The sequence below is a fragment of the Paenibacillus enshidis genome, assembly GCF_042136365.1.
GTDB lineage: Bacteria > Bacillota > Bacilli > Paenibacillales > Paenibacillaceae > Paenibacillus > Paenibacillus enshidis.
The window spans coordinates 96612-123601 of the sequence record NZ_JBHHMI010000005.1; the positions used below are offsets into that span (position 1 = coordinate 96612).

15 protein-coding genes are annotated in these 26990 nt (G+C 47.8%); 3 read left to right on the forward strand and 12 right to left on the reverse strand.

Annotated elements, in window-relative coordinates:
• Positions 1–220: 220 nt before the first annotated feature.
• From ACE41H_RS08045 to ACE41H_RS08060, 4 genes are all read right to left on the reverse strand, one after another.
• Entirely contained in the window at positions 221–649 is a 429-nt protein-coding gene (locus ACE41H_RS08045) for a hypothetical protein (protein ID WP_375354621.1), read from the reverse strand.
• 66 nt (positions 650–715) lie between these two features.
• Positions 716–1438, reverse strand: coding sequence for a response regulator transcription factor (locus tag ACE41H_RS08050; protein ID WP_375354622.1), 723 nt, complete (start codon positions 1436–1438; stop codon positions 716–718).
• A gap of 4 nt (positions 1439–1442) precedes the next feature.
• On the reverse strand, positions 1443–2603 hold the full coding sequence (locus ACE41H_RS08055; protein ID WP_375354623.1) for a sensor histidine kinase: 1161 nt from the start codon (positions 2601–2603) through the stop codon (positions 1443–1445).
• Between the two features lie 47 nt (positions 2604–2650).
• The gene (locus tag ACE41H_RS08060; RefSeq protein WP_375354624.1) at positions 2651–5347 is read right to left on the reverse strand and encodes a stalk domain-containing protein; all 2697 of its coding nucleotides are present in this window, start codon (positions 5345–5347) and stop codon (positions 2651–2653) included.
• Between the two features lie 280 nt (positions 5348–5627).
• Between ACE41H_RS08060 and ACE41H_RS08065 the strand changes: the two genes are divergently transcribed.
• From ACE41H_RS08065 to ACE41H_RS08075, 3 genes are read left to right on the forward strand one after another with little or no spacing between them, the layout of a single operon-like run.
• On the forward strand, positions 5628–7049 hold the full coding sequence (locus ACE41H_RS08065; protein ID WP_375354625.1) for an efflux RND transporter periplasmic adaptor subunit: 1422 nt from the start codon (positions 5628–5630) through the stop codon (positions 7047–7049).
• Complete coding sequence (locus ACE41H_RS08070; protein ID WP_375354626.1) at positions 7046–10177, forward strand: efflux RND transporter permease subunit; 3132 nt, start codon at positions 7046–7048, stop codon at positions 10175–10177. Before ACE41H_RS08065 ends, ACE41H_RS08070 begins: the two co-directional genes overlap by 4 nt.
• Positions 10178–10211: 34 nt before the next feature.
• Positions 10212–11096: a TetR/AcrR family transcriptional regulator gene (locus ACE41H_RS08075; protein ID WP_375354628.1), complete on the forward strand. Its 885-nt coding sequence runs from the start codon at positions 10212–10214 to the stop codon at positions 11094–11096.
• A 62-nt stretch (positions 11097–11158) separates the two neighbouring features.
• Here the strand turns inward: ACE41H_RS08075 and metK are convergent, their stop codons facing one another.
• The 8 genes from metK to ACE41H_RS08115 form a co-directional block, all read right to left on the reverse strand.
• The gene (gene metK / locus ACE41H_RS08080; protein WP_375354629.1) at positions 11159–12361 is read right to left on the reverse strand and encodes a methionine adenosyltransferase; all 1203 of its coding nucleotides are present in this window, start codon (positions 12359–12361) and stop codon (positions 11159–11161) included.
• 222 nt (positions 12362–12583) lie between these two features.
• Entirely contained in the window at positions 12584–12883 is a 300-nt protein-coding gene (locus ACE41H_RS08085) for an alpha/beta-type small acid-soluble spore protein (RefSeq protein WP_375354630.1), read from the reverse strand.
• A gap of 92 nt (positions 12884–12975) precedes the next feature.
• Positions 12976–13497, reverse strand: coding sequence for a hypothetical protein (locus tag ACE41H_RS08090; protein ID WP_375354632.1), 522 nt, complete (start codon positions 13495–13497; stop codon positions 12976–12978).
• Between the two features lie 148 nt (positions 13498–13645).
• Positions 13646–15187 (reverse strand): stalk domain-containing protein, encoded by a 1542-nt coding sequence (locus tag ACE41H_RS08095; RefSeq protein WP_375354634.1) that lies wholly within the window; start codon positions 15185–15187, stop codon positions 13646–13648.
• A gap of 129 nt (positions 15188–15316) precedes the next feature.
• A complete protein-coding gene (locus tag ACE41H_RS08100) occupies positions 15317–17731 on the reverse strand; it encodes a copper amine oxidase N-terminal domain-containing protein (protein ID WP_375354635.1) in 2415 nt (804 codons plus the stop codon).
• A gap of 494 nt (positions 17732–18225) precedes the next feature.
• Positions 18226–19578, reverse strand: a complete 1353-nt coding sequence (locus tag ACE41H_RS08105) for an efflux RND transporter periplasmic adaptor subunit (protein WP_375354637.1) — start codon at positions 19576–19578, stop codon at positions 18226–18228.
• Positions 19579–19612: 34 nt separating this feature from the next.
• The gene (locus tag ACE41H_RS08110) at positions 19613–22747 is read right to left on the reverse strand and encodes an efflux RND transporter permease subunit (RefSeq protein WP_375354638.1); all 3135 of its coding nucleotides are present in this window, start codon (positions 22745–22747) and stop codon (positions 19613–19615) included.
• Between the two features lie 297 nt (positions 22748–23044).
• Positions 23045–26962, reverse strand: a complete 3918-nt coding sequence (locus tag ACE41H_RS08115; RefSeq protein ID WP_375354639.1) for an S-layer homology domain-containing protein — start codon at positions 26960–26962, stop codon at positions 23045–23047.
• Positions 26963–26990: the final 28 nt, after the last annotated feature.

Below are 26990 nucleotides of genomic sequence, written 5' to 3' on the forward strand. Positions count from 1 at the left end.
TGTGCTTCACACTTCTGTTTAAAATTCAGATGAATAAAGGTTTATCATATTAATCATTAAGCAGCTATCTTATTTAACAACAAAACTATTTCTGTTATTGTATACGTGACCTCGCCCCCATACTATAGCAAAAAAGCACTCCTCCCATGCCGATCGGCAGAAAGTGTGCTTCACTCCTTCACTATTCATATTGTTAAATGTTAACAAATCCTTGCTGGATTCAGCGGACAAACGGGATCTTATCGGAAGGCTTCATCGTTCTCAGGTCAAGCACCGCCTGGGCTTCCCCAGCCTCCAACTCCACCACTGGCGGTACCGCAGTGAATGGACTTGAGATCACAGCCAGCTCAAATCCGCCCGTACGGCCCAGCCGTTCCAGAATACCCACCGTACAGTCCTCCGACTGATCATCTATGACCGATATGTGCAAGGATCGATTCAGCAAGCAGGAATATGCCGCCAGCACTCTGACTACCCATTCCACCCACAGCTCATGGTTGGAAGTAATCAGGATATAATGAATGCGCCGTTTATCAGGGCGCTTCCGATGCCCTGTTTGCAATTCGGCCGCATGCCGTATATAAAGCAAACGAACCACGGCGGCCGCCAGACCGTACACAAGCAAGATCCATGCCAGTTGAATTGCCATGGAAGCCCCACCTCCTCATAGCGACAATATATGCCGGTACGAGGGAAGGAGTGACAGCCTTGCCGATTACAGAGTAACCCAGCCGTACTTGATGGAGTTGATTACCGCTTGGGTACGGTCGTCTACCTCCATCTTTTGCAAAATGCTGCTGACATGGTTTTTTACGGTTTTCTCACTGATAAAGAGGTATTCCCCGATCATCTTGTTGCTCTTGCCTTCTGCCATCAGACGCAGCACTTCGGCTTCTCGCCGAGTCAGCGGATTGTTCTCGCCAGCCACAAATTTTACGCCGGCCTCAGCGGAATGTCCTTCAGCCATGGCACCTGTCTCATTCAAATAGGTCATCCGGCGCAGCTGCTGAATCAGCTTTCCAGTAACCTTCGGATGGATAAACGCGTATCCTTCATGTACGGAACGAATCGCATTGATCAGCGACTCCGCTTCCATGTCCTTCAACAGATATCCATTAGCTCCTTTACGAAGCGTCTCAAAAACATAGCTTTCATCATCATGAATCGACAGAATGATGACTTTCACATCCGGGAACATCTCGCGCAGCTTCTCGGTAGCCTCCACGCCGTTCTCCACAGGCATATTAATATCCATAAGCACGATGTCCGGTTTCTCCTCATTGCAAAACTCGAGCACCTGGATGCCGTCACCGCATTCTCCGATAACTTCGATATCCTCTTCCATATTCAAAATACGCTTCAGTCCCTCACGAAACAGCTGATGATCATCAGCCAGGAGGACTTTAATTGCTGCAGTTCCACTGTCATGATTTTCCATCCTATTACTCCTTTCCCTTCTCCACGTTGGTCGGGATATGAATGACGATCTTCGTCCCCTGGTTCTCCGCGGACTCGATCTCCATTCTCCCTTCGAGCAGTTCAACCCTTTCTCGCATGCCAATCAAGCCAAAGTGATTGTGATCTTTGCCCTTTTGTTCGAATAACTCAGGTTTGAATCCCAGTCCGTTATCCTGCACAACGATTTTAACCAACTGTGCCTGGTATGTGATCTCTACTAGTACAAAAGTTGGATAGGCATGTTTTGCGGCATTGGTGAGGCCTTCTTGGATCAAACGGTAAATGGCCGCTTCCATCGCGGAAGAGAGACGGTGCTCCTTCCCCCTCGTTTCAAAGATCGCCCTTATTTTCGTCTTTTCCTCAAAGTCCTGAACATACTTCCGGAGCGTAGGAATAAGACCCAAATCATCCAGCGCCATCGGACGCAAATTGAAAATGACCTTGCGCATTTCTTCGAGGCTGGAACGGACCTGTCTCTTCAAATCTATTATTTCGTCCTGTACCATCTTGAATTCCTGCTTGGCGAGCATTCTTTCTACAATTTCCGCCCTAAGCACTAGATGAGCGAGCAGTTGCGCAGGCCCGTCGTGTATTTCACGCGAAATGCGTTTGCGTTCTTCTTCCTGTGCAAGAATAATTTTCAAACCAATAAACTGTCGATTCTTGGCAGATTCGATAATCCGGGTCACCTGACCCAGCTCCCCTGATAAATACTCCAGCACCACGCCCATTTGCGAGCCGATCGTTTCCGCCCGCTCCACGGATGCCTCAACGCTCTTTGCCCGCTTCTGGAGATCATCCCTTCTCGCCTTGAGGTAGATCTCCTTCTCACGGTAGATCATCAGGTCCAGCTGGAGCTGTGTAGCCTTTTCATAAGCCGTTTTAATATCCTCTTCCGAATAGCGGACAAAATCCCGGCTGACTTCCGTCAGCCGGATCCGCGAGCGCCGGTAGTTCATCTCCAACTGATCGACCTTCTCGATCGTCTCGGCCGTTTCCTTAAGCACCGTCTGCAGTTCCTGGTTCAAATTAATAAGCTCGGACCGTGCCGAATCCAATACTTCGAACATTTGGTACTTGCTCTTCTCCATCACCTGGATGGCGTTTTTGATGACTCGGTCTATGACATCGGCTTGAAAATCCACGAATTTTAATCTCCAATCCTAGCTTTTCAGGTATATATCATACCATATCATGATTGGATCGTAACGGTCTTCGTTTTTTGCTCCCATTTTACAGTAAGCCCTAGCTGCTCAGATACCAGTCTTAACGGGACTAAAGTCCTGCCATTTAACACCAAAGGCGCCACGTCTGCATTTTTGCGTTTCCCATTCAGGACAAACTGCTTTTCACTCACATTAAGGTCCATCAGCACTCCGCCACGGATCACCGTCACGCGCTGCGCGGAGGCATTCCACTGCGCTTGCCCGCCAAACGCATCCAGAATGTATTTAATCGGCACATAGGTAGAGCCATTCCGGGTAATCGGTGCGGCATCGATAGCCGTCTGGTTGCCGTTCACGGTCATGGACTTGCTGCCGATGCTCATCTGGGCCGTTCCGGTCTTGAGTCCTTTGTTGCTTACCGTACCGGGAGCATTTAACGCAATGTTATCAAACGCTACGGTTCCTGTTTTGGCCCGCTCATCCTGTCCTTCTTCCACGTTGACAACATAGAGACGCTTCAGCTTCGCAGGATAAGCAATATCCAGTCCGCTCAGATCCGCGCTCAGTGACTTCCAGCCATTCCAGTCAATCGCTTTGGCAAGGTCCACATACACCGTGTCACCGTCCGCATCCGCAATCTCGGCCCGCAGCCAGTTGAGGCTTTTGTCCCCAAGCACATCCATCGAGATGCCTGTCGCCGGGCTTTGAATGGTTTTGCCGGAGGTGCCGTTCAGTTGGGCATAGGCGTACATTTTGCCGGAACCACCTGTCATGTCATAATCCATTTGGAAAACCTTCGAGCCCGCTTTCTCACCGCTGCCAGCCATGATGGCTGCCGAGCCGGTTACTCCCTGCGCGTTGGTGGTAAAGCTCACATCGTAGCCAGCATTTTCAAAATCCTCCCACATGCTGCTTCCGCCGTCCGCTGTCAGAGTAACCACCGTGCTGAAGCCATCATAGCGGCCGATGGCATATCCAGCCTCAGCTCCGGCGTCCACAGAGGACACAGTCAGCTCGTTCCCCTTGACACTGCCTTTAAAGCCGATAAACTCCCATTTCAGCGCATCGGCGGAAATGCTTACATTCTGTCCGTCCGTTGTTTTGGCCGTCACCGGAATGGACATGGTCGTTCCTTTGCTGAGGGAGCCTGTACCACTGCCGGCCGTCAAGGAGGATATACCCTCCGCTCCCAGCACAGTAACCTTCGTAGTCGCTGTCGCCGAGCCGCTCTTGGCGGTCAGGGTCGCCGTTCCCGGTTTCACGCCTTTAACTGTACCCCCGCTGGCCGAGACTACCGCCGGGTTGCCGGATGACCAGGTAACGTTCGTATTTCCAATATTATAAGGGTTGTAGTAGGTATCATAACCTTTCAACGTATAGCTTCCGGTCTGGCCGATCAGCAGCGTTTTGCTTCCGCCGACCGTGAAGCCCTTCAGTGTTCCTTGCGGAGCTTCCGAATAAACGCCCACTCCATTGACAATGCTGCGCTGCTGCGTGCCGTATTCGGTGTTGAACGTCAGATCAGGCTCGGTATTGCCAAGATCGCGGGTCACCAATGTTGTGGAGCCGCCGCCGTCCAGATTCAGGCCTTTCCATACACCGATGCTGGTCATGAATGACTGCAGCTCGTTCAGCGACATACCGGCACTGCTGCCGTTCTTTTCTACAGCGATCAAATAGGCATAACGATTGTCCTTGGAATACCCTATAGCCGTGCGGGCGCGGGTTCCTCCGATGCTGGTTACACTGCGGGAGAAAGAAGATGCCTTGCCCTCGTTCACCAGGATGGTATGGCCGCCGATCATCATTTGCAGGGTTGATGGATCGATTTCTTTGCCGCTCGATTTCACAAGCAGCTTATAGTTTGTCGTAACCGACTGCCCTACGGCCAGATGCTGCTTGACAAAATCGGCCGCTTTGCCGTGCGTGCGCAAAATATAACCGTTCTCCGGCACTGCAATCGGCAGCGCAGCATTCTCCGCGATTTGGGTAATAACCCCGTTCTCGACCAGAACCTCCGTCGGAGTCGTTGAACTGTTTTCCGGCCGTTCCAGCGCCTTCCATGCGGATGTGTAGATATAGGCGGCATTCGAGTGGCTGTAGCTGCCGCCCGACGTCTCAGGAGTATAGGCAGCCTTATTAATGCCGGCCAGTTCAAACGAAGAACCATCGTCAGCAGTAATAGTGCCCTCAAATGTAAATTGCTCAACCATAGGAGTGCCATCCTTCGTCACGGCAAAAGCATACATACCCGACAAATCGGAAGGAGTGGACATCAGTTCGCCGTCGGATACCTGTCCGCCGATCGGCGCGCCTTCGCGGGAGGTGTTGAAATAATCACCGTTAACTCCTGCCACAGCCCCGGTTTCTTTTGCCATGCCTTCCGTGCTTTGCCGTGTCGTGAACTGTCCTCCCTGGCCTGTCATGACATCCAGCTTTACATACGGATTGTTAAGATCGACACGAATGACATCCGCCAGAGCTGTTCCTGAGGAGGTACTGTACCGGTACTTCATCAAAATAGCCCCCGAAGTAAGGATTTCCTCCCCCAGCTTGACCGCAGAGGCGGCGCTGGCCACCGAGCCCCCTGTCCAATTCAACGGCGCAAAGCCGCCCGCTCCAATGACCGGTCCAACCCACAATATGCCTGCAAGCGATATAATCGCCAACTTTTTCCCTCTGCCTGTCCCACTGTCCGTTTGTTTGGCGCGACGCAAAACCATTTGGATATAAACTCTCCCATCTGCATGCTTATTTGAATTAAAAAAGCAATTGCTTAGATATTATCCTATAAAACTGTTGCCCTAGTAATAATAGACTGAAAAAAATGCGAAAAGTTACGCCATTCTCGCGATTTTCCTCGTCTAATGTCTGCCCGCCGCCAACCTCGCCCACATATTGACAGGTTCATATCCGCCTTCTATAATCAATTTGAACTAATGAGTTCAAATAATACTAATTAGTTTAAATGCTTGTTTATTTTAAGAGGAGGAGCAATTGAGAATGAGCAAAAATAAAATGCCACTCTGGCTGCCAGCCATACTCGCCATCACTGTCGTTACGGCTGGTTGTTCAGCGGAACAACCCGATTCGGATACCACAGCTGAAGCGGGCGCCAGTGAAACGGTTGTAGATATGATGGTTGTCAAAAAAGAACCGCTGAACACGGTGTATGACCTTTCCGGCACACTGCAGGCCAATGAGGAGAGAACCATTTCTTTTGAAATTGGCGGGCGGGTCGCGGCGGCCCCACTTGCAGCGGGAGCTGCAGTCAGCAAGGGAAGCCTTCTGGCCAGGCTGGATCAATCGGATTACCAGCTCCAGCTTGCACAAGCAGAAGCCTCCATTCAAGAGGCTCAGGCAGCAATCACGAATGCGGAGGCAGGCATCCGGTCGGCAGATTCTTCACTCGCATCGGCGGAAGCCCAGGTTGAAAGCGCCGAAGCCAACGTACGCAAGGTACATAAGGGTGCACGGGAACAGGAGAAAGCCCAGGCCCGGGCGACTGTCGACAAAGCACAAAGCGCCTATGACAAAGCCAAGGCCGATGCTGACCGCATTCGCAAGCTGTACGAAGCGGGAGCAGCTTCCGCCTCGGATAACGAGGCCGCCCAGCTCCAGCTGATCAGCACAGAAAAGGATCTGGAAACCGCCCGTGAATCGCTGTCTCTGCTACAGGAAGGAGCCACCGCTGAAGATACGGATGCTGCTAAAGCCGTGCTCAAGGAAGCACTTGCAGGCAAATCCGCCGCCTCCGCAGCGCAGCTGCAGGCCCGGTCCTCCAGGGAACAGACTGCCGCAGGTTATGAGAAGGCCAAGGTCGCCAAGGAGCAGGCTGAGCTTGCTCTGTCCCGCACAACGTTGTCATCCCCCTTTAACGGCGTCGTACTGGAGAAGCTGATCGAGCCCGGAGAGCTTGTCGCTTCCGGCCAGGCGATTTACCAGATCGGCAGCATTGACCGGTTGAAGGTGCTGCTCCCTGTTCCGGACAGTGAAATTCAGGATTGGAAAAAGGGTCAGAAAGTTGCCGTCAGTCTGTATGGTGAAACCCGTACCGCGACGGTGTCCGCCATCCACGCCGCTACAAATGCCAGCACAGGCACGATCAACGTCGAGGTTGTCATTCCGAATTCATCGCATGACTGGCTGCCGGGTCAGGTCATCAAAGCTGCGCGTGAGCTGTCAGGCAAACAGGGAATTCTTGTCCCGGTTGAAGCGGTAATTCAGACAGGTGACCAGCCGTATGTATTCAAGGAGGTTGAAGGCAAATCCGTCAAAACGAATGTCGAGTTGGGTGGGGAAATGACCGATAATAAGCTGCAGGTTGTCTCGGGGCTCAGCGAGGGGGACCGTATCGTAACGAAAGGATCCGCCTCTCTCTTTAACGGGGATGTGCTGCGGCAAACGGGAGGAAGCAGCGAATGATCGCCTATTTCGTCAAGAAACGTAAAATTACGATTCTTTTCTTCCTGATGGCCGTTCTCATTGGTGTGTTCAGCTTCATGCAGCTCCCCCGTCAGGAAATGCCGGATGTCGTCGTCAGACAGGCTATGGTAACCACCACTTATCCCGGGGCTGCGCCGCAGAAGGTCGAGCAGACCGTCACCAAAAAACTGGAGCAGCGGATCAAGGAGGTTAAAGGGGTAGGCAACATTACTTCGACCTCCGGGAACGGATTTTCGTCCATTCTGGTCGAGACCGAGGATGACGCCGATCCGGAAGTCGTCTGGGACGAAATGCGCAAGAAAGTGCAGGACGCACAATCCGATCTGCCGGAGGACGCCGAGGTACCGGTGATTAACGATAATCTTGCCAGCTCCTTTATCGGCTCCTATGCCATCATTGCGGACTCCAGGGATTCCCTTTATAACCTGAACAGCTTGATGACAAGCTGGGAAGATCAGCTCGGAGCGCTTGATGGGGTTTCCGATGTGACGATTTCCGGCCTGCCTGATCAAGAGGTCAAGATCGCGATCGATACACAGAAGCTCCAGCAGTACCGGCTGCCTTGGGGGCGGGTTGTGCAGGCCGTTCAAGCCCGAATGAACCTGGTGCCGACCGGTGATGTGGAATATAATGACCGGACCTACCAGCTTATCGTCAAAGAAGCCTCAGACCCGGAGGAGTTGAGCAGGCTCCTGATCACCCGCACCGAATCCGGTTCGCCTGTGTATCTCAGTGATATAGGAACCGTTCAGCTTACTCATGCCGATGCGGATGTCCATGCGTACGCGGAAGGAAAACCGGCGATTCGCATTTCACTGGGCGCCGAGACAGGAACGGACATCCGTACGATGAACGAGAGGGTCAACTCCAAGCTGGCCGAATTGCAAAAAACACTCCCGGAGGACGTGAAATTCGTTACCCTCTTTGCACAGAAGGACAATGTCGATGAAATCTTCGCCGACCTGTCCCGTGAAACACTTTTGGCGATCGCAGCCGTAATCCTCATCTGTACGCTGGGATTAAACCTGCTGACTTCCTCCTTTGTCGCTTTAGCTATCCCTGTCTCCGTTGCTATAGCCATGATCTTTCTTCCTATGCTTGGCGTTACGCTTAATCAGATCTCCGTGGTCGGGCTGATCATCGTACTCGGCATTCTGGTGGATGACGCAGTCGTCGTAAATGACAATATCGAGCGCAGGTTAACGGATTTGGGAGAATCCCCGGCCGAGGCAGCCGTGAACGGTACTAAGGAGGTGGCGGTATCGATATTAACGGCCACGCTCGCGACCATTTCGGCATTTATGCCTCTGATGTTCCTCAGCGGGGATACCGGCGCGTTTATCAAACCGATCCCGGTCGTGATTTCGCTGGCCATGCTGGCCTCCATGCTCATGTCCCTGGCCATCATCCCCATTTTTCGGGAATGGTACGAGACGCGCAGGCTTCACAAACGCAAGGAAAAAACGGTCAAACCGGCTGGGCTGCTGGGCCGTCAAATTCAGAGCTTAACTCAGCTCTACTCCGGTAAAATCATGGCTAGAGTCGTGAAAAGGCCGCTGTTTACCGGCCTCGCCGGGCTGCTCATTGGGACAGCCGCCTACGGTCTTGTGCTGTTTACGCCGATTGAGCTTTTCCCGGAAGCTGAGGACCCGCATATGACCATCAATATTACGATGCCTGTCGGGACTTCGCTTTCGGAAACGGACCGTGTCGTGCAGGAGATAGCCGGATGGGTGCAACAGCAGCCGGAAACGGAGAAGGTGGCCTATGCCGCCGGAGGCGGAGCACCGCAGCTTTACAGTGACTTGAATGGTGGCACTTCTTCAGAAGCAGGCGACATTTACGGTCAGATTACCGTTGTTGGCAAAGAACACAGCTTTGAGCTCGACAAGACACCTGAAGTCTGGAGCAGGCATTTTGATAATACGTATCCTGGAATTACGATTACAGAAAGGATTCCACGCCTCGGAATCCCTGTCGGCAAGCCTGTATCTGTTCGTATTTCCGGCCCGGAAACCGGGGAGCTGCAGGCACTTACCCAGCAGGTGCGGGAGTCCATAGCTTCTATAGACGGTACGACAGGGATTACGGACGACATGGGAATTGAGCGCTACGCTCTGGAGCTTGAGGTCAATCAGCAGGCTATGGACCAGTATCAAGTCAGCTACGCCGACTTGACACAAACTCTGCTGCTGTTGAATGAGGGTCTGGACGCCAGCCAGTTTGATACCGGCTCGGAGCTGATTGACATCAAGGTGTATCTGAATCAGGACAATACAGACCCGAATGTGCTGCTTCAGCAGCTTGGTGTGACCAACACCTCCGGCACGCAAATTCCGTTGTCGCAGCTTGTACAGGTCAAGCCATCCTTTGCCATCCAGCAGATCAGTCATTATAATCTGGAGCGGACAGTTACCGTTGAGGCGGATCTGGATGGGCGGACGGCTACGGATGCTGCTGCGGATGTACAAACAAAGCTAGCGAAAATTTCATTCCCGGAGGGATACTCCTGGGAGATCGGCGGCGAAACCTCGGACCAGAACGAAATTTTTGCCGATTTGGGCACACTGTCGATTGTTGTTGTCTTTTTGATTTTAATTTTGATTACAATCCAGTTCTATTCCATTTCAATACCGCTGATTATTATGACAACGGTCTACCTGGCAGCCGCAGGCGGCATTCTTGGAATATTCCTGACAGGTATGCCGATCGGCTTTATGAGCATCATGGGCATCATTGCGCTTGCCGGCATCGTTGTGCGCAACGGCATCGTGATGATTGAATTTATTGAGGATGCCCGCCATCAGGGGATAGAGCTCGAAGAAGCGGTTATACAGGCCACCGCCGCCCGTTTCCGGCCGATTTTGCTGACTTCACTCACGGCCATTGTGGGGATGATCCCGATCGCGCTGCTGGGCAGTCTGCTTTTCAAGCCGCTCGCATATGCCATTATTTTCGGTCTGCTGTTCTCTACACTCCTGACTCTGTTTGTGGTACCATCTCTTTATATGCTGATGGCCAGATACAAGCTAAGTCGCAAGCATCGCAAGGAAAAGAAAGCAATTGTTGAGCTTGACACCTCTGACACTGGGTATCTGCATCAATAAAGTATCGCTAGGTATCGCTGGGAGGAACATGGACTTGGATAACAAGAGAGACGATATTGTACAGGCGGCCATGCGGCTGTTCTCCAAAAAAGGCTTTGTTGCGACCTCTGTCGAGGAAATTGCCAAGGAGAGCGGGATGGCCAAGGCATCCTTCTATAAATATTTTCAGGGAAAGCATGAACTGCCTATGGCCGTCTGCTTTAGAATGGAAGAAGACATTCGGAAGGGTATTAAAGCTTTGTACAGCCAGACAGGCCTCTCGTCCAGGGATAAGCTTCTTCAGTTTTTTAAAATCTATCTGAATAACATTATTGGCAATAAAATTCATATGCTGATCATTACTGATCCATTCCCGGCCAGCACTTATGATGAGGAAACAACCGAGGCTCTGGATGAGCATGAGAAGCGCCTCTTTCTCTGGATCCGCGACGCTCTGCTTGATGTGTACGGTCCCGATGTGGAGGAACATGTCTGGGATATCGCATTTATTTTAAAGAGCGTAACCTTTGAATATATCCAGATGTTCGAAAACCGTGTGGAGAAGGAGAGCATCGACAAGCTAGCGGATTTTTTTCTTTATATCATCGATTCTCTGATTGCAGGAATGCGTCAGCAGAGCGGACCCCCCAGTTTTTTGTGGGGCCTGGAGGGATGGTTTACCAGCAGCAGTGGGCCGGATCCCCTTCAGGAGGGTAAAAAGATTGCCGGCTTGCTCGAGAAATTGGAAGCAAGGCTCATGCGTTTAAGCCTCAGTGATAGCAATAAACAGGAGTTTTTGGATATCATCAGCCAGTTGAGAAAAGAAGCCTCTGCGGACGATGCGTCCGCCGGGCTACTTAAGGCGATGCTGTCTTATCTGGAACAGCTTGATGAGTTAAAGGAAGATTGTCTGAAATTGAGAGGCTTGTTGGGCTTGTAAAAAACAAAGACGACTGAGCATATTCAGTCGTCTTTGTTTTTTTATGATATGAAAAAATATAATTACAACCCGGCTTGTTGCTTAAGGGGTTCTGCCTTATCGACACGCTCCCATGGCACATCCAGGTCTGTACGACCAAAGTGTCCATAGGCCGCTGTTTGCTTGTAGATCGGACGACGCAAATCCAGCATGCGGATAATGCCTGCAGGACGGAGGTCAAAGTTGTTGCGAACCAGTTCAACCAGCTTCTCGTCACTGATTTTGCCCGTTCCGTAAGTATCTACGTTAATAGAAACCGGGGTTGCCACGCCAATCGCATAAGCAAGCTGAATTTCGACTTTATCCGCCAGACCGGCCGCAACGAGGTTTTTGGCGACATAACGCGCTGCATAGGCTGCAGAACGGTCAACTTTTGTCGGATCTTTACCGGAGAAAGCTCCACCGCCATGGCGTGCATAACCACCATAGGTATCTACAATAATTTTGCGGCCTGTCAGACCCGCATCCCCTTGCGGTCCGCCAATAACGAAACGGCCAGTCGGGTTAATATAATATTTTGTCTGATCATCAAGCAATTCGGCAGGGACTACCGGCAAAATGACTTGCTCTTTGATATCCTTCTGAATCTGCTCCAGGGTAGCTTCCTCAGCATGCTGTGTGGATACGACAATCGTGTCGATGCGAAGCGGTTTACCGTCTTCATATTCTACCGTGACTTGAGTCTTGCCATCCGGACGCAGATAATTCAAAGTGCCGTTCTTGCGCACTTCAGACAGACGGCGCGCAATGCGGTGAGACATAGCGATTGGCAGCGGCATCAATTCAGGTGTCTCGTTCGTTGCAAAACCGAACATCAGGCCTTGGTCACCTGCGCCGATGTTTTCTGTCTCCTTGTCCATCTCCGCAGGATCGCGGCTTTCCAAAGCTGCGTTAACTCCTTGAGCGATATCGGGAGACTGTTCATTCAAAGAAGTAAGTACCGCGCATGTGTTATAGTCAAAGCCATATTTGGCACGTGTATAGCCAATTTCTTTCACTGTATTGCGTACAATGGATGGGATATCCACATATTCCGACTTCGTGCTGATTTCCCCAATAACAAGAACCAGCCCTGTTGCTACAGATACTTCGCAGGCTACACGCGCGTTAGGATCATTAGCCAGAAATGCGTCCAAAACAGCATCGGAAATCTGATCACAGATTTTATCCGGATGGCCTTCCGTAACGGATTCGGACGTAAAAAGGTGACGGCCTTTTACAGACATGAATTTAAACCTCCCGCTAGAGAAATAATGAATAATGAATATGGCATACATATTGAATGTTGTTCAGTATATGCAAGCTCTTGCCCAGCAGTGCCCAATGCAATGCAATATTCCGTACTCAAAAAATAAACCTTTTCCGACTGGAAAAGGTTCTACAAGTCTCAACTGCCATGATAGCGCATTTGATATATGGTGTCAATTGAAATGAGACTAAGGGGTTTATTACATTAAGCCGAGCCTTGATAATTCACCTTCTGCACTTTGAATCAAACGCTTGGTAATTTGTCCTCCAACAGACCCGTTTTCACGAGAGGTCAGATGACGCCATTCAACTGTTTCAGTACCTGCTGCATAATTGGCCCCCAATTCCCCTGCAAATTCAGTGTCAGTTGTTCCACTCGTCGAGCTTGCATATAAAGGGTTGTGTACCGGCAATCCTAATTCAGCGGCAATTTCATATTTCATTTCCTGCAGCATGCTTCGACTTGCGGGCACAATATGATTACGACGTTTTCCCGGCATGAGTGCCACCTCCATATGAATGTTGTATGGTTATTTTGCCGGGAATGAGCTGCATTCAGCCATGCACATATTGTTAAATCAGGAAAATGCAATTAAGAAACTGAATAACCTCCACGGACCATGACCGTCACGTTGTAGGTTTGCCCTTCTTGAACTTGTATCCCTCTGCCTTCACGCGGGAAAGATAACAGATGATTTTTTTTAACAGCTTGATTATGGAATATTTCCGTTCCATCCGTAATATCAATGGCCCCGCTGGCATCCATACTGTAAACGACAGCATAACCATTACGGACGATGAATTCAGCCCCCGCTTTGGCTATAAGTTTCTTGCCTGGTTCTAATTCGATAATTTTCACTTCATTATTGGCTGTGGATGCAGTATCTGTTGGTGCACTCGCAGAAGGAGTTGTTGTGCTGCCTGAAGGAACTTTTCCCCCTAATGCTTTGGCGATCTGCTCATCTACATAGCTTTTGGTTACGACCGGATCATCAGCCGTTCCCGGCTGCCCTCCATTAGATGCGCCATTTGCCGGGTTATTCAACACCGTTCCCGCAACGATGCCTCCACCAACCAGAATGGCCGCCAATGCTGCTTTATAACCGGATTTCATGGTTTTCCTCCTATATCTTTTAAATATAGCTCTTATCCTATTAATAGTTAACCCTATCATAATAGGTTTGTATAATGAGGACAAGAAAAAATCCCCTATTGGAGGGGATTGATCCATACATTGATTCATATTCTACTATTGCATTAAGTTAACCTTGTGCACCTGCTCCGGCGAGCCATGGCTTCTCATAAGCCATTTTTGCGTTATCCAGATTAGTCACAAGAGTTGTCATTTGTTGTTTCAGAGATTCGAGCTGAAGCTCTGCTTGGAACACTTCATATTCTGTGGACATACCGAGTTCGAAACGCTTTTTCGTCATATCAAGAGCATTTTGAGCGCTTGTCATGGAAGCCTGTAGCTGTCCATATTGCGTCTCAAGCTCTTTAATTTGGTTGTAGGTTTGGCGGACTGCATCTTCCAATTGTTTTTTGGCATCTGCTGCACTGATTTTTTTTAACTCAACATTTATTTCTTTGTTTTCATAGGCGTTATCGGTACTTCCAACAAAATTGAAATAATTAATATCCAGTTCAGCTTGCTCGATCCCCCGCTCAGCCATCCATACGGTAGGGCTGTCAGCCTGAACGCGTCCAACGTGTGCTTCTACATCATCCTCAAACACTTCAAATTTAGGGGTGTCCGGTACTTCATACTTTTGATCAGCTTTATAACCGATGATTGCATTTAAGGATCGGTAAGCATCATCCAAAGCTTTAGCGGCTACCTCTTGTGCAGCTTTTTGTTGTGTTAGTGTATTTTGGGCCTGGGTTACATCATAGTCACTGGCCATTTGGTTGTCCCGCTTAGTCTGTGCGATACGCAGCTTCCACTCCGCATCAGCTACATTCAAATCGGCAATGCGTTTTTTCTCAATAGAATCAATGATGGCATTATATTTATTTTTGACTTGAAGACCCGCGCCATCTTTCTCAGTCTCCAATTTTTTTTGAGCTATAGAATAGTTAATTTGTTGTTGGCTATAGTTATTGAACGCCGAATTAGCTGCATCATTGCTTCCATTGCGTGGAGGGATAAAGTCAATATCATCTGCAGCATCCTCCAAACTGTTATTTTGTGCCTTTAGCGACGCTTCCTGCGACTTGATAGAATTGCTATTGCTAACCGCAAGCGCTACTGCATCTTTATAAGCAAGCGGTTCTGTATTCGTTTCATAAGTCGCATATGTGCTTGTAACAGCTGTTTCAAGCGGATTCAGGCTGTTTTGAGCAGCAGGTGTGGTTTGACCACTGGATGCGGTTTGAGCTGTTTCAATCTTTACAGTTGAAGTTGCTGCATCCCAATTTACTTTGGCGCCTAACGATTCACCGACAAAACGCAGCGGGACATAAGTTGAGCCATTTATTGCCTTAGCGGGTGTAGCCAAAGCAATGGATTGTCCATTTTTATAAGCAGTGGTGCTGTTAATACGAAACTCGAGTGTGTCTGGACCTTTAGCCGCAGTAATTTTGTGGTTCGCTTCGTCGTAGCTCACTTGAGCCCCTAGAGATTCAAAAATGGCGCGAAATGGAACCAAAGTTGCATTATGATTTAATACAGGTTGCTGGGCATAAGATTGGGTCACTCCATTAATGACCACCTTAATGTTGTTGGCCGCTGCAGCAGAACCTACGCCCGATATAACCGAAGAGAGCAATACCGTAGACAATAAAGCCGAGCCTAGTCGTTTCATATCAAGGATACCTCCAAATCTGAATAAAGAATGAAGAAAGTATAAAATCACATCATATTGTGCATATTATTGAAAAAAGGGTTCCATAAAGGAACCCCTTTCTCATTATTAAATTGTGTTAAGAACAAATTACTTTTGGGAAACTGTAACTGTTTTAGCAGTTGCATCGTAGTTAACAGTTGCTCCCAGAGCTTGTGCTACGAAAGTCATAGGCAGCATTGTACGGTTGTTCTTAGTTACTGCTTTAACGTCCATGGTGATCACAGTACCGTTAATAGTCAGCTTGTTAGTGTTCAGTTTGATTTGTGCTACACGGTCACCCTTGATCAGAGTTACAGTGGAAGTAGCTTTATCAAACAGAATGTCTTTAGGACCTACACCCAGAGCGTCAGCAACGTAACGAACTGGCAGGAAAGTACGAGAATTCTCGACGTAAGGAGCAACGTCAGCTGTTCTGGATTCACCGTTAACAGTGTAAGAAGTGCTGTTGATTGTGAATACAGTTTTCAAGTTTTGATCGTTAGGAGCTGGAGTCGAAACAGTTGCGATTGCTACTTTAGCAGCTGCATCGTTGTCTTCCCACTTCGTGTACACTTCAGTTTCAGAAACTGCGCTACCACGAACGTCCAGAGTAATGTCGCCTTCTGGAACAGTGCGATCCAGATCAATAGTTACGCCAGATACAGTGATTGTGCTTGCAGCAGTGCTGTCAGCATCAATTGTGAACAACACTCTGTTATCGTCAGAAGCTCTTCTTACGTTGGAGATCTTAGCATCACCAGAAGTTACTTCAACTTTTGGAGTAGACGTGAAGTATACACCTTTTGGCAGTTCCAGACTTACAGTACCGTCATCTTCCAATGCTTCTGCTTGGCCTTCAGTCAGCGTGAAGCTGGAAGCTGTTTGACCAGTAGCACCGATGATCACATTAGGTTTGTTGGATGCTGCTGCAGTGATAGGAGCTACCGCTTTAGCAACAACCACTTCACCTTCAACACCAGCGTTGCCGCCAACAGTAACTTTCACATCACCTGTGAAGTTGCTAGCCAGTGCCAGTTCCACATCTTCAAACTCCAGAGTTGCTTCATCATCGTCGCTGCTATTTCTTTCAACTGTGTACTTCGCTGTACGACGATCTGTACCAGTGTAACCAGCAAATTTCAGTATAACACCTTCGTCTTTGATTGTTTCTTTTCCACCAGGAGCTTCAAGGTTTTTGTAATCCGGAGCAGCTGAATCTTTATAAACCGCCTCATAAACAGGCTGCCAAGCAGCACCTTCTGGCAGTGTCAGTTCAAGTGTACGGCCGTTAACCAAGCTCTCGCCAATAGTTTCGGTCAACTTAATATCTGCCACTTCTTGCTCATCTTTACCTGCAGTGATTGTTGGAGCATCAGTTGCAGAAAGTGTGCTGCCGTATTCGCCGTAAGTACCGATTTTAGCGCTAGTTACGTTAGTGCTTGTTTTACCGGAAATGCTAGCTGTAATGTCGCCAGCTTTCACTGAACTGGAGTCATCAACCTCGAAATTAAAAGGAATTTCGAATTTGGTAGCTTTAGTAGATGTTTTGCCATCATACGTAATTACCAACTCACGGCCATTATCACCTCTAGTATCATATTTCAGACCTTTAGGATCAGCGTCACCGTAGATGGCTTCAACGTCAGCGCGAGGAGCAGATGCCCAAGAATATCCGCTTGGAAGCTTGATTTTCACTTCTGTCGCCTTTGAGAATGCACCAGCTTTTGGCTCTTCCAGAACGATTTTCGGTGTAAATTTGTTGTTGGAAGTATCCAGGCTTGAGAATGCCAGGTTCAGATCATCAGAGTCGGTGATTTTAGCAACCGTTGCTTTACCAGCTGGGAATACGCTGGAAGACGAAGCTTCAAGTGAAACTTCAGCATCATCGTTTTCGCCTTCATCAACCCAGATAGAACCCAGACGTACTGTAAATTTAAGCGGATCACCTACTACTTCTTTGGTCGCACCATTGTAAGTTACAACGATACGGTCCGAAGCAGCTACTCTAGCTGAAAAATCACCTTCAGCAAATTTCGCAGGGTCATTCTTGTCAACAGCACCGTTAGCAGTTAAGGAAACACCGTTGCCAAACCCTGTTTTAATTGGGAAAGACGAGAAGTCATAAACTACTCCACCAAGTGTATTGTAAGTATCACCAGTTACACTGGAATCAGCGGGGAGTTGCCCTTTATTCGCAAGATCATAATCCAATTTGATGACTACTTCGTCATCTTTAGTGAGTGTAGTTCCTTCAGGAACTGTAAATGTTACGGAACCCATTGAGACAACTCCACCGTCGCTAACAGTTGGAGTGTTAGTAGCTTTGATTTCTCCGCCGCCAGCAGCGTGGATAGCAGTTGGAGCAACGAGTGTTGCTACAGGTGCTGCTACGCCAGCAACCAGAGTTGCAGTAGCAAGCACGTTGATCATTTTCTTGTTAAACTTTGTCATAACCTTTTTTTCTCCTCCTTGAATATCATGCGATACAATATTCTTTTCTTTGTGTCGGATCTTGTCACTCATCAGTCGTTACACCTCCTTTCCGAGCTTTCATAACCCTTATAAAATGATATCTGTGACAATATCACAGAAGCTTGGAATCAAGATCATTAAAGAAAGCGTACATCTCACAACTTACTCCAGTATTATACAATGTCATTACAATGTCGTAAAGAATTTTTTTATCATATTTTGTCTCTTCGAAATTGTAACCCCTCTGTATCATACTCACACAATTAGACGTGGCGAGTTTCTAAAAAGTTGCGTCATTTTAAAAAAAGTTTTTTGATTTTTTTTAAAATATGTATCCGCCTTCTTACAGTCATAATTATACTTCAACGCCTTATCTAGAGTCACCCAACAATTATTCCCTTCCTCTCCTAATATCTACAAAAATATGATATAGAAAAAGAGGTATAGAATGATGCGTCTTGGGGTTCAAACACGCATCATTCTGCTCAGGAAAAGGTAAAAACACATGCCTCATATCAAGATATGCCAAGCAAACAGCTATTATTCTACTTTTTCACAACAGTTACCTGGGCACCGTCAGTAAGCATGCTTGCGCCCTTCACAACGATCTGTTGACCCTCTGAGAGACCTTCGGTCACTTCGACCTTCTCTGCGCTCTCTTCTCCAGTCTGAATCTTCACTTGTTTGGCGGCAGTTCCTTCTATTATATACACGAACTTTTCGCCAGCCTTTTCACTGACAGCTGCCTGTGGAATGAGCAGACCTTCCGCTGCCCCGGACTGGATATACACATTGGCAACCATACCTGCCTTAAGTGTATTCGAAGGATTTTCTATAGAGATTTCAACAGGATAAGCTTTCAGTTCCTGATCCATGACAGAGTTGATAGCCGTGACCTTGGCGTTAATTCGCTTCTCCACGGAAGCAATCCCTACTGTAACAGAGGATCCAACTTTGACGTTCATCATTTCAGACTCAGACAAATTTACCTTCACAAGGATCGGATTGGTATTCGCAATCGTGACCACAGATGACTGGGAACTCACAATCTGTCCAACATTCCCGGCGACAGCCGAAATCGTTCCGGACATGGGAGCCTTCACCGTGGCGTCGGCTAATTGGCTGCGCGCTGTCTCAAGGGCAGAACGCGACTGTTCAACACTAGCCTGGGCTACATCTACACCAGCGCTTTTACGAGCCAACTCGAGTGACTTCAAGGAGTTTTGATATGTCGTTTGGGCACTATCCAATGAAGATTGAGAGGTGCTCAGCGTAAGCTTGGCATTATCCAGTGCGCTTTGCGCCTGTCTTGCTGTGGTCTGTGCCTGCTCCAGCTCGGTTTGGGAAACAGCACCTGCCGCAAACAACTGCTGTGTACGGTTCAGGTTATTTTGCGCATCCCGCAGGGAACTCTCAGCATCCTTAATGGAGTTCTGCGCCTGGTCTATGGAGCTTTGCTGTTGAACGAGGGCGGCTTTCGCCTGATCAACACTTGATTCAGACTGCTGAACCGACTGCTCAGAGCTGCTCTGAGCCTGCTTCAGATTGGCAAGAGCGACGTTATAGGATTCCTGGGACTGCTTGATGCTGTCGCGGATATCCTTTTGATCCAATGTAAACAGGACCTGCCCCTTGCTTACAGTCTGACCGATTTTCAAGTTGATGCTCTGAATCGTCCCGTTAATCTTGGGAGCTACCTGAACGGATTTGTTGGGAGCCAGAGTACCAACAACACCTGCCTCAGCTTCGATACTGCCTCTTGTCACCTTACCGACTTCGACAGATACGGCCGTTTGCTTCGCAGGTGCGGCTGCAGGGGGTTCTCCTCCCCCCGAGCAGCCGGCCAACGCGACTGACAAAGCCAAGGCCGATAACAATACTACACTTTTTTTATTCATGGTTTTCCCACCTCACTATGTCCTGCATTATCTATTAGACCTGCACATTGCCTTGCTGAAGCTTCGCCTGCTTTTTTGCTTCTCTTTTCTGCTGGCGTTTCAACTTGCGGTTATTACGTCTAACAGTAATATTATCAAACAAAATATATACGACAGGAATCAGAATCAACGTAATGACCGACGCGAAAGAAAGACCAAATACAACGACAACTGCCATAGGCGCCATAGACTCGTTCGCCGGGTCGCTGGAAAGCACCATTGGCAACAGGGCAAGAACCGTCGCAAGCGTAGTCATCAGGATTGGCCGCAGCCGTTCCGAAGCCGCATGCAGTATCGCCTTGTCCCTTTCCACCCCTTCTTTACGAAGCTGAATAACAAAGTCAATCAATACAATCGCATTGTTAACAACAAGTCCGGCGAGCATGATATATCCGACAAAGGCCATGACACTCAACGCAGTCCCTGTCAAAACCAACCCTAGAACAACACCTATAAAAGTCGGCGGTATCGAGAACATGATGATAAACGGCGTAAACAAGGATTCAAATTGCCCAGCCATAACCATGTAAATCAGAACTACGGACAGTAAGAGCGCGACAGCGAGACTTACAAAGGACTCCATCATCTGTTCCGCTTCCCCGCCGCCTGTATCTGCCGAATAACCTTCAGGCAACGACAGATTATTCAACAGCTTGGTTACGTCCTGATTGACACTAACCGTATCTCTGCCATCAATATCAGCCGTAACTTCAACTTGACGGGTCTGATTTTCACGAGTAATTGTGACAGGAACTTCAATGCGTTCCAGACTCGCAATAGAAGATAATGGTACATCAAAACCCTGTGCAGTGGTAATCCGTAAAGTTTCAAGATAAGAGAAATCCTCCTTGAACTGCTCAGGCATAGAAATCTCTACATCAATCTGATCGTCCCCAGTGCTATAGGTCGTAGCAACCGAGCCATTAAAGGTAGTCCGCAGTGCCGATAGGATCTGTGATGTAGACAACCCATATTGTGCTGCCAACTGACGATTAACGGTTACCTGGTATTCTTCACGCGCTTCGTCCAAAGTACTTTTAACGTTAACCGTTCCCTCAATATTGCTAACCTCTTTGACAAGCTGATCCGAAAGCTCGCGCAGCACTTCCATATCGTCGCCTTTGAGATTGATTTGTACAGGTGAACCGCTTGAGAATCCTTGAGCAGCACTAAGAGTTACATCTGCATCCGGAATATTGGTGATCTTCTCCCTGAGCCCCGATATGACTTGGTCCGTTGAACGAGAGCGCTCATCAACAAGCGTCACACTCAATGTAGCCGCATTTGTCGGATTGCCGACGCTAAATCCTCCCGCCGAGCCGACCGTTGCCGTCACCTTCTCCAGCTCAGGGATATTCATAACTTCTTTCTCAATTTGCTGAACGGCGCTGTTGGTTTCCTCCAGCTTGGTTCCGTCCGGCATTTCCAGCGATATAGTGAACTCTCCCAAATCTTGAGACGGGATAAACTCAGACTTAACCATTGGAGTCAACGCGCCTGCGCCTACAAACATAAGAATTGTTATCGCAAGTACACTTTTTCTGTGATGGATACTCCATTCCAACGTCTTGCTGTAACCATTTTTGAACTTTTCGAACCCGATATTAAACCATACAATCGGATTGAAGCCACGGTAATTTCCCGAGGTATACACTGACTCATCCGGAAGCTTTGGCAGCCAGCGTGAGCTGAGCATCGGAACAATTAGCAAGGAAACAAGCAATGCTGCAATGTGTGAAAAAATAACCGTTAAAGCGAGTGGCTTGAAGAGCTCGCCTGCAATTCCTTCTACGAAAACAATTGGCAGGAAAACAACGATCTGCGCAAGCGCCGATGCCATAACGGCATTACCAACCTGCTTGGAGCCTTCAATGGCACCCTGCAGCATGCTTTTTCCTTCATGCCGCTGTCTGAAAATATTCTCAATAATAACGACCGCAAAGTCTACAAAGGAACCAAGTCCCAGAAGCAGACCACTGAGCGAGATAACATTGATGGTCTGGTCTGTGAAATACATCATTAAGAATGTTGCTACAAATGAAATCGGAATAACAATAGCCGCAATGATCGTTGAACGAACGCTGTTCAGGAACAGCAAAAGTACGATAGCTGCAATCACGAGACCGAGTACAGCATGTTCCACCAACAGGTGGACTGAATCACTGACAGGCTCGGAAGAATCCGTAACCAGTTCAAGCTTCGTGCCTTCCGGAAGCTCCTGCCGGATCGAATCCAGACGTTCTTTTACAGCATTTGCAATTTGCAGCGTGTTGCCGCCGGATGCCTTAGTAACTCCAATATTGATACTCGGTTTCCCGTTGTATGTGGAAATAGAAGTTACATCAGAGTAAGAATCCTCTACTGTAGCTATATCTTTAAGCTTAACAGTCCCCGAACCCGCTGAAATCGGGATTTCCTTCATTTCCGAAACAGCCTGATATTCACCATCTACACGTATCTGAACTTCTGTGCTGCCTTTGGTTACTGCGCCAGCCGAGCCTGACTGGTTATTGGCCGCCAGAGCCTGGCTTACCTGATCCAGGGTGATCCCGTAGCTTTCCAGTTTGGCAGGATCCAAATGAATGCGAATCAGTCTGTCTTGTCCACCTGTTACACTTACGGATGCCACACCCGCTATTCTTTCAAGCTGGGGCTGAATCACATCTTCCGCGATAGGCTGTAATGAATTAACATCCTGCTCCCCTGTGAATGCAAGATTGATAATAGGGGTCGCATTTAAATCAAGCTTCAAGATTCTAGGGGAATTGGCCGAATCAGGTAAAGAGTCCCTAACCCCATCCAAGCTATCCCGGATATCCAATGTAGCCTGATCCAGATCTACCCCCCAATTGAATTGGATCATGACCATGGATGAACCTTCTTGCGATTGAGAACTGATCGTATCTACGTTCTCTACCGACGCAAGGTTGCCTTCAATCGGCTTACTCACCAATTCTTCTACTTCAGATGGCGTTGCTCCTGGTATGCTTGTGACAACAGCAACAACAGGAAACTCTAGCTCCGGCATTTGTTCAACAGGCAACTTTTGAGCAAATATACCGCCCCCGATCAATAAAGCCACGATCAGCATAAAGACGGTTACGGGCCGGCGTATTGAAAACTGTGACATCTCCTCACTCCCCATATGATCTCTATATAAGTATAGATTGCCATACCTTCGATACTACGCTCTTGCAAGTAAAGAGGTTTCAGGTTGGCAGGCAAAATTTATATATTTTTTTAGAACCATTACAATTTGAAATAATTGCTGATAACTAGGCCCTTGCCCCCTATTATGGCATAGTTCGCTCAGCCTAGTCAAATGCTTCAAACGAACAAAAACACCCCTGTCATGCTACATAAAATAGAAGCATTTTATGCAGCATGAGGGGTGCATTTTCAAATATTATAATACCTGTTCCATATATTACATCGCTGGCAGTTTCTTCGTGGATGCCATGACCTTCGCAACTATAATTGCCGCATCACCACGGAGAGTGAAGGATTGAGGATTGAAATTATATCCCTTGCTAGCATCCTTGGAATCAACCGGAGAGCCTGTAATAAACTTCTTCTGGGCAATGGCCAGAACAGACGCAGCAGCGTAGTAATCGATATCCTTGTAATCCTTGAAGTATTTGGCCAATCCTTTTTCAATCTTCGCGCGGTCGGTTAGCAGCTTCAGGTTCAAGGCTTTGGCGATAATCACAGCTGCGTCCTGACGCGTAATGTTGCTTTCTGGATCGAAGACTCCAGGCTGAATGCCTTTTACAATGCCTGCTCGTGCCGCCGTTTCTACGAAACGGAAGTCCCAAAGATTGTTGGTGTAGCTTCTCGAAACGTCATTGAAAGACAAATCTCCTTGATAGTTGAAAGGAAGCTGTTGTGCTTTAACAATCATTTCCGTAAATTCTGCACGTGTAATGTTGATATCCGGTTTGAAGCCAACGGAAGGATCCTCCGGATTCATAACCCCCTTCGCAAACATCGCTTCGATATAATTCCGTGCATATGGGTGGCTGATAATGTCAGTATAGGTTTCACCCAGTTTGGCTACGACATAGTAACCGAATCTGGAAAAAGGAACGGTTATCGTGTTCTTCTTGTTATTGACGACTCCGCCCAAGTTCTCCCACGTCTTTGTTTCAGGGTTAAAATACAGTACTGTAATAAGTCTGCCGGTATCAGCTGTGACGCTTGAGTTATACGTGAGTGTCAGGCTCCCACGCTTGGATGGTACTAACTCATCTTGCGTAGCACGTTCAAAGAAGCTTTTCACCCGCGCGGTTGGAGAGAGTTGATACGGGCCCATACCTTGCGTTACTGGATCATATTTATCCTCTGTCTCCAAATCATCTGCTACACCCGGATCGATCCAGAATACCGGGCTTGCTTTACCAAAACGTAAAGGGAATTCCCCGACAAAATAAGGCTGCCCCGACGCAAAGCGCTTATTCAGATCGTCAAGCTCATCATATCTGTCGACTACCCCATCCTCATTGTTGGCAATACCAAATAACAGATCATGATTCGTGAAGACCTGATTTTTAAACCGATCCGGTACATAGTAATCATTTCTGATAAGATTTGTACTACTAGGGAAGGTTAACTGAAGCGCCCCTTCAAAAACCTTGTGGGACTTCTTCATGGTTTCCATATACTGCGCTCCAGGGATGTTGGCCGGCACATATTTCACCGTAACCTCACTCTTCAGCACCTGATCTCCCACAGTAACTTCGATTGGAATCTTATTATCTTTGTTTGCCTTCAAACCTTTTACAACGTATCTGTAGGCTGACGGATAATCCGTATCTCCATCATAGTCTTCATCATAAGCAACCTGCTCGGCGGCCTGTTTATTAATTTTAACACCATTGGCGTTAGGAGCATCCACGACAACTTCCACAAAATTCTGGTTGATCAGATTTCGGTCGGGCAGCGGACGAATAATATGATAGGAAGAAGTTGCAAAATTGACTTCCAAACGGTATGTTGCCGACGGACCGCTATCTCCCGCATTGTACAGCGTAAAGTTGTACACGAGTGTAGATCCGTCCTCAGGAATTTTTTGATCAAACAAGACAAAGCTGAAATTCTCCTCTTTCGGATGGTAGTACACTACCAAATTCTCAACTTGGGACTCACTACCATTATAATTCTTCTGGGGAGAACCATCGGAATGGAAGCGATTCTCCAAAGTCCATTTCAGAGGAGCGCCTTTATTAAATTCCTTACTCGAAGATTCAATTTTAAGGATATAATTTTTTTTATTGGTTACGTCTTTCAGTTGTTGATCAACATTGTCCGCATTGTCACCCAGATCAATAAAATCAAACGTACCGAAAATGTTCATCCTCGAGACGGTTGTCGTATAATCCCCTTCACTTCCCGTGAAGTTAGGATCTGACTTCGTAGGTGCGATATCCTTGTAAAGTGGGGTCCCTACATCCCCGCTCTTGTAGGTGAATGGCATAATTCCCAGCGGACCTACAGGGACTAAAGGCACATTGGTCGTCGTAATATTAATCTTCATCGTTTTTTCATACTCATCTGATTTGGACTTATACACAAATCTGATGGTGTTGGAGCCTATCACCATGGCATCGGCCGCTGCTGACGTGTTACTGGCTACGAATTTAGTCTGGTTACCATTTGTTTTGAGAGCTATCTTAGTGTTATTCACATACAGGAATACTGTTTGACCACTCTCATCATATTTGATGTCGCTTTCAGAGGCTACATTGAACAGCTGACCACTGAAATTATTTACAGCACTGAGTTTAAGCTTAGTCGCCTGATCAGGGCTGTTGGTATCAATCTTGATCTGTTGGCCATCATATACGCTGTCGAACTGCACATAAGGACCGTACAGCATATTGATAGCAAGCGTTTTGGTCTCGAGTACCGTTGCGCCATTTGCCAATTGCAGACTGATTTGTTTAGTCGTGCTAGGAAGTGAGCTTATATTAACAATGAAACGCGTAACATTTGTTGCCACTCCATTAATTGTTCTGTTTACGTTTTCGGAGTTCACAACATTTAAAGTAACACCCTGCTGATCTGTTCTAATAGTGGTATCAGTCTGTGCATTGATAACCTGAACCTCAATCCCTGCCGGTACCGCGTTAATGTTGGTAGTCGTACCGAGCATAGAGCTTCCGGTAAGCTTTAAGGAATCCTCTTTACTGGTATTGCTGTTGTATCCTTGCAGATAGTTAACTCCATAAATGAACGGTTTCGCACTGTTACGAAGGGTGAAATACAGATCACCGTCACCAGCCAATCCAGTAATGCTAAGATTCATTCTGACTTTGGAATCAAAAACCGTACTACTAGGGATTGGAATCTCAAACGGCACAGTGACATAGTTGGCCGCTGTTTGAGAATACTTCGCTTGGTTCACCGTCACAGTACCAGTGCCCGTCGCTCCTCCCGAGAGCTTATAATTAATATCTACGCTAGCAGGCGCAGTCCCTGTAAAAGGAACCACTGCAGTACCATACATTACGATATTGTTTGCATCAGCAACACTAAAATCCGGCGTTGTCGACAAATCTGCCGAAGTGAGCGCACCTTGCTTTAAATAGGTATTGTAGAAGGTTGTATCGCCATTAAAAAATGTGATCTCACGGGTTGTTGTAACCGATTGATCGTTGTTGGAGGCAGTAATGGTCAGCGTGTTATTGCCTTTATTGATCACCACCGTACCCGCCGTAAACTTGTAGTTATTCGAGCTCGACACATTATAAGTCCACGATTTACCGTTTGTCGATATGGTGACTTTCGTGGCATTAGCCGCATATCCGGAGACAACGATCTGCGATGAAGAATTGCCTTTACCAGTAGCAGATGCCATCAGAACTGCAGGCTCGTCCTCAGTTAGCGCGACCGTCGTTCCATTGAGCGTCGCGTTAAGATCCGATAACGTCGGGCCGTTGCGGTATTCAATATAAATGGTGTCGGATACGTTAGACGATCCTTTTTTACCACTGATCACAATTTTATTGAGGCCGGAGAACAGTTTTAAGTTTAAAATCCGCAAATCCGTACCATCGGGATAAATATTCCCGGTTTGTCCCACATTCGAGCTGACTTCAGTGTAGGTATCACCACTTTTGGATAATTGATACACACTGTATGAAATCGTATCTTCATCAACATTATTGAAGGAACCCTCCAGATCCACGCGCTCAGTGGTAACCACACGCGCATCCCCAACAGCATATTTTTCCGATGGAAAAATAAAGTAAGTTCCCGATGCGGCTTCCGCCGTACCCGTCCAGACTGTCGGCACCATGGTTACCAATAAGGCGACCGTCAGCAACATGGAAAGAATTTTTCTCAACTTGATTGTCCTCCTTTGATTCTGCCGT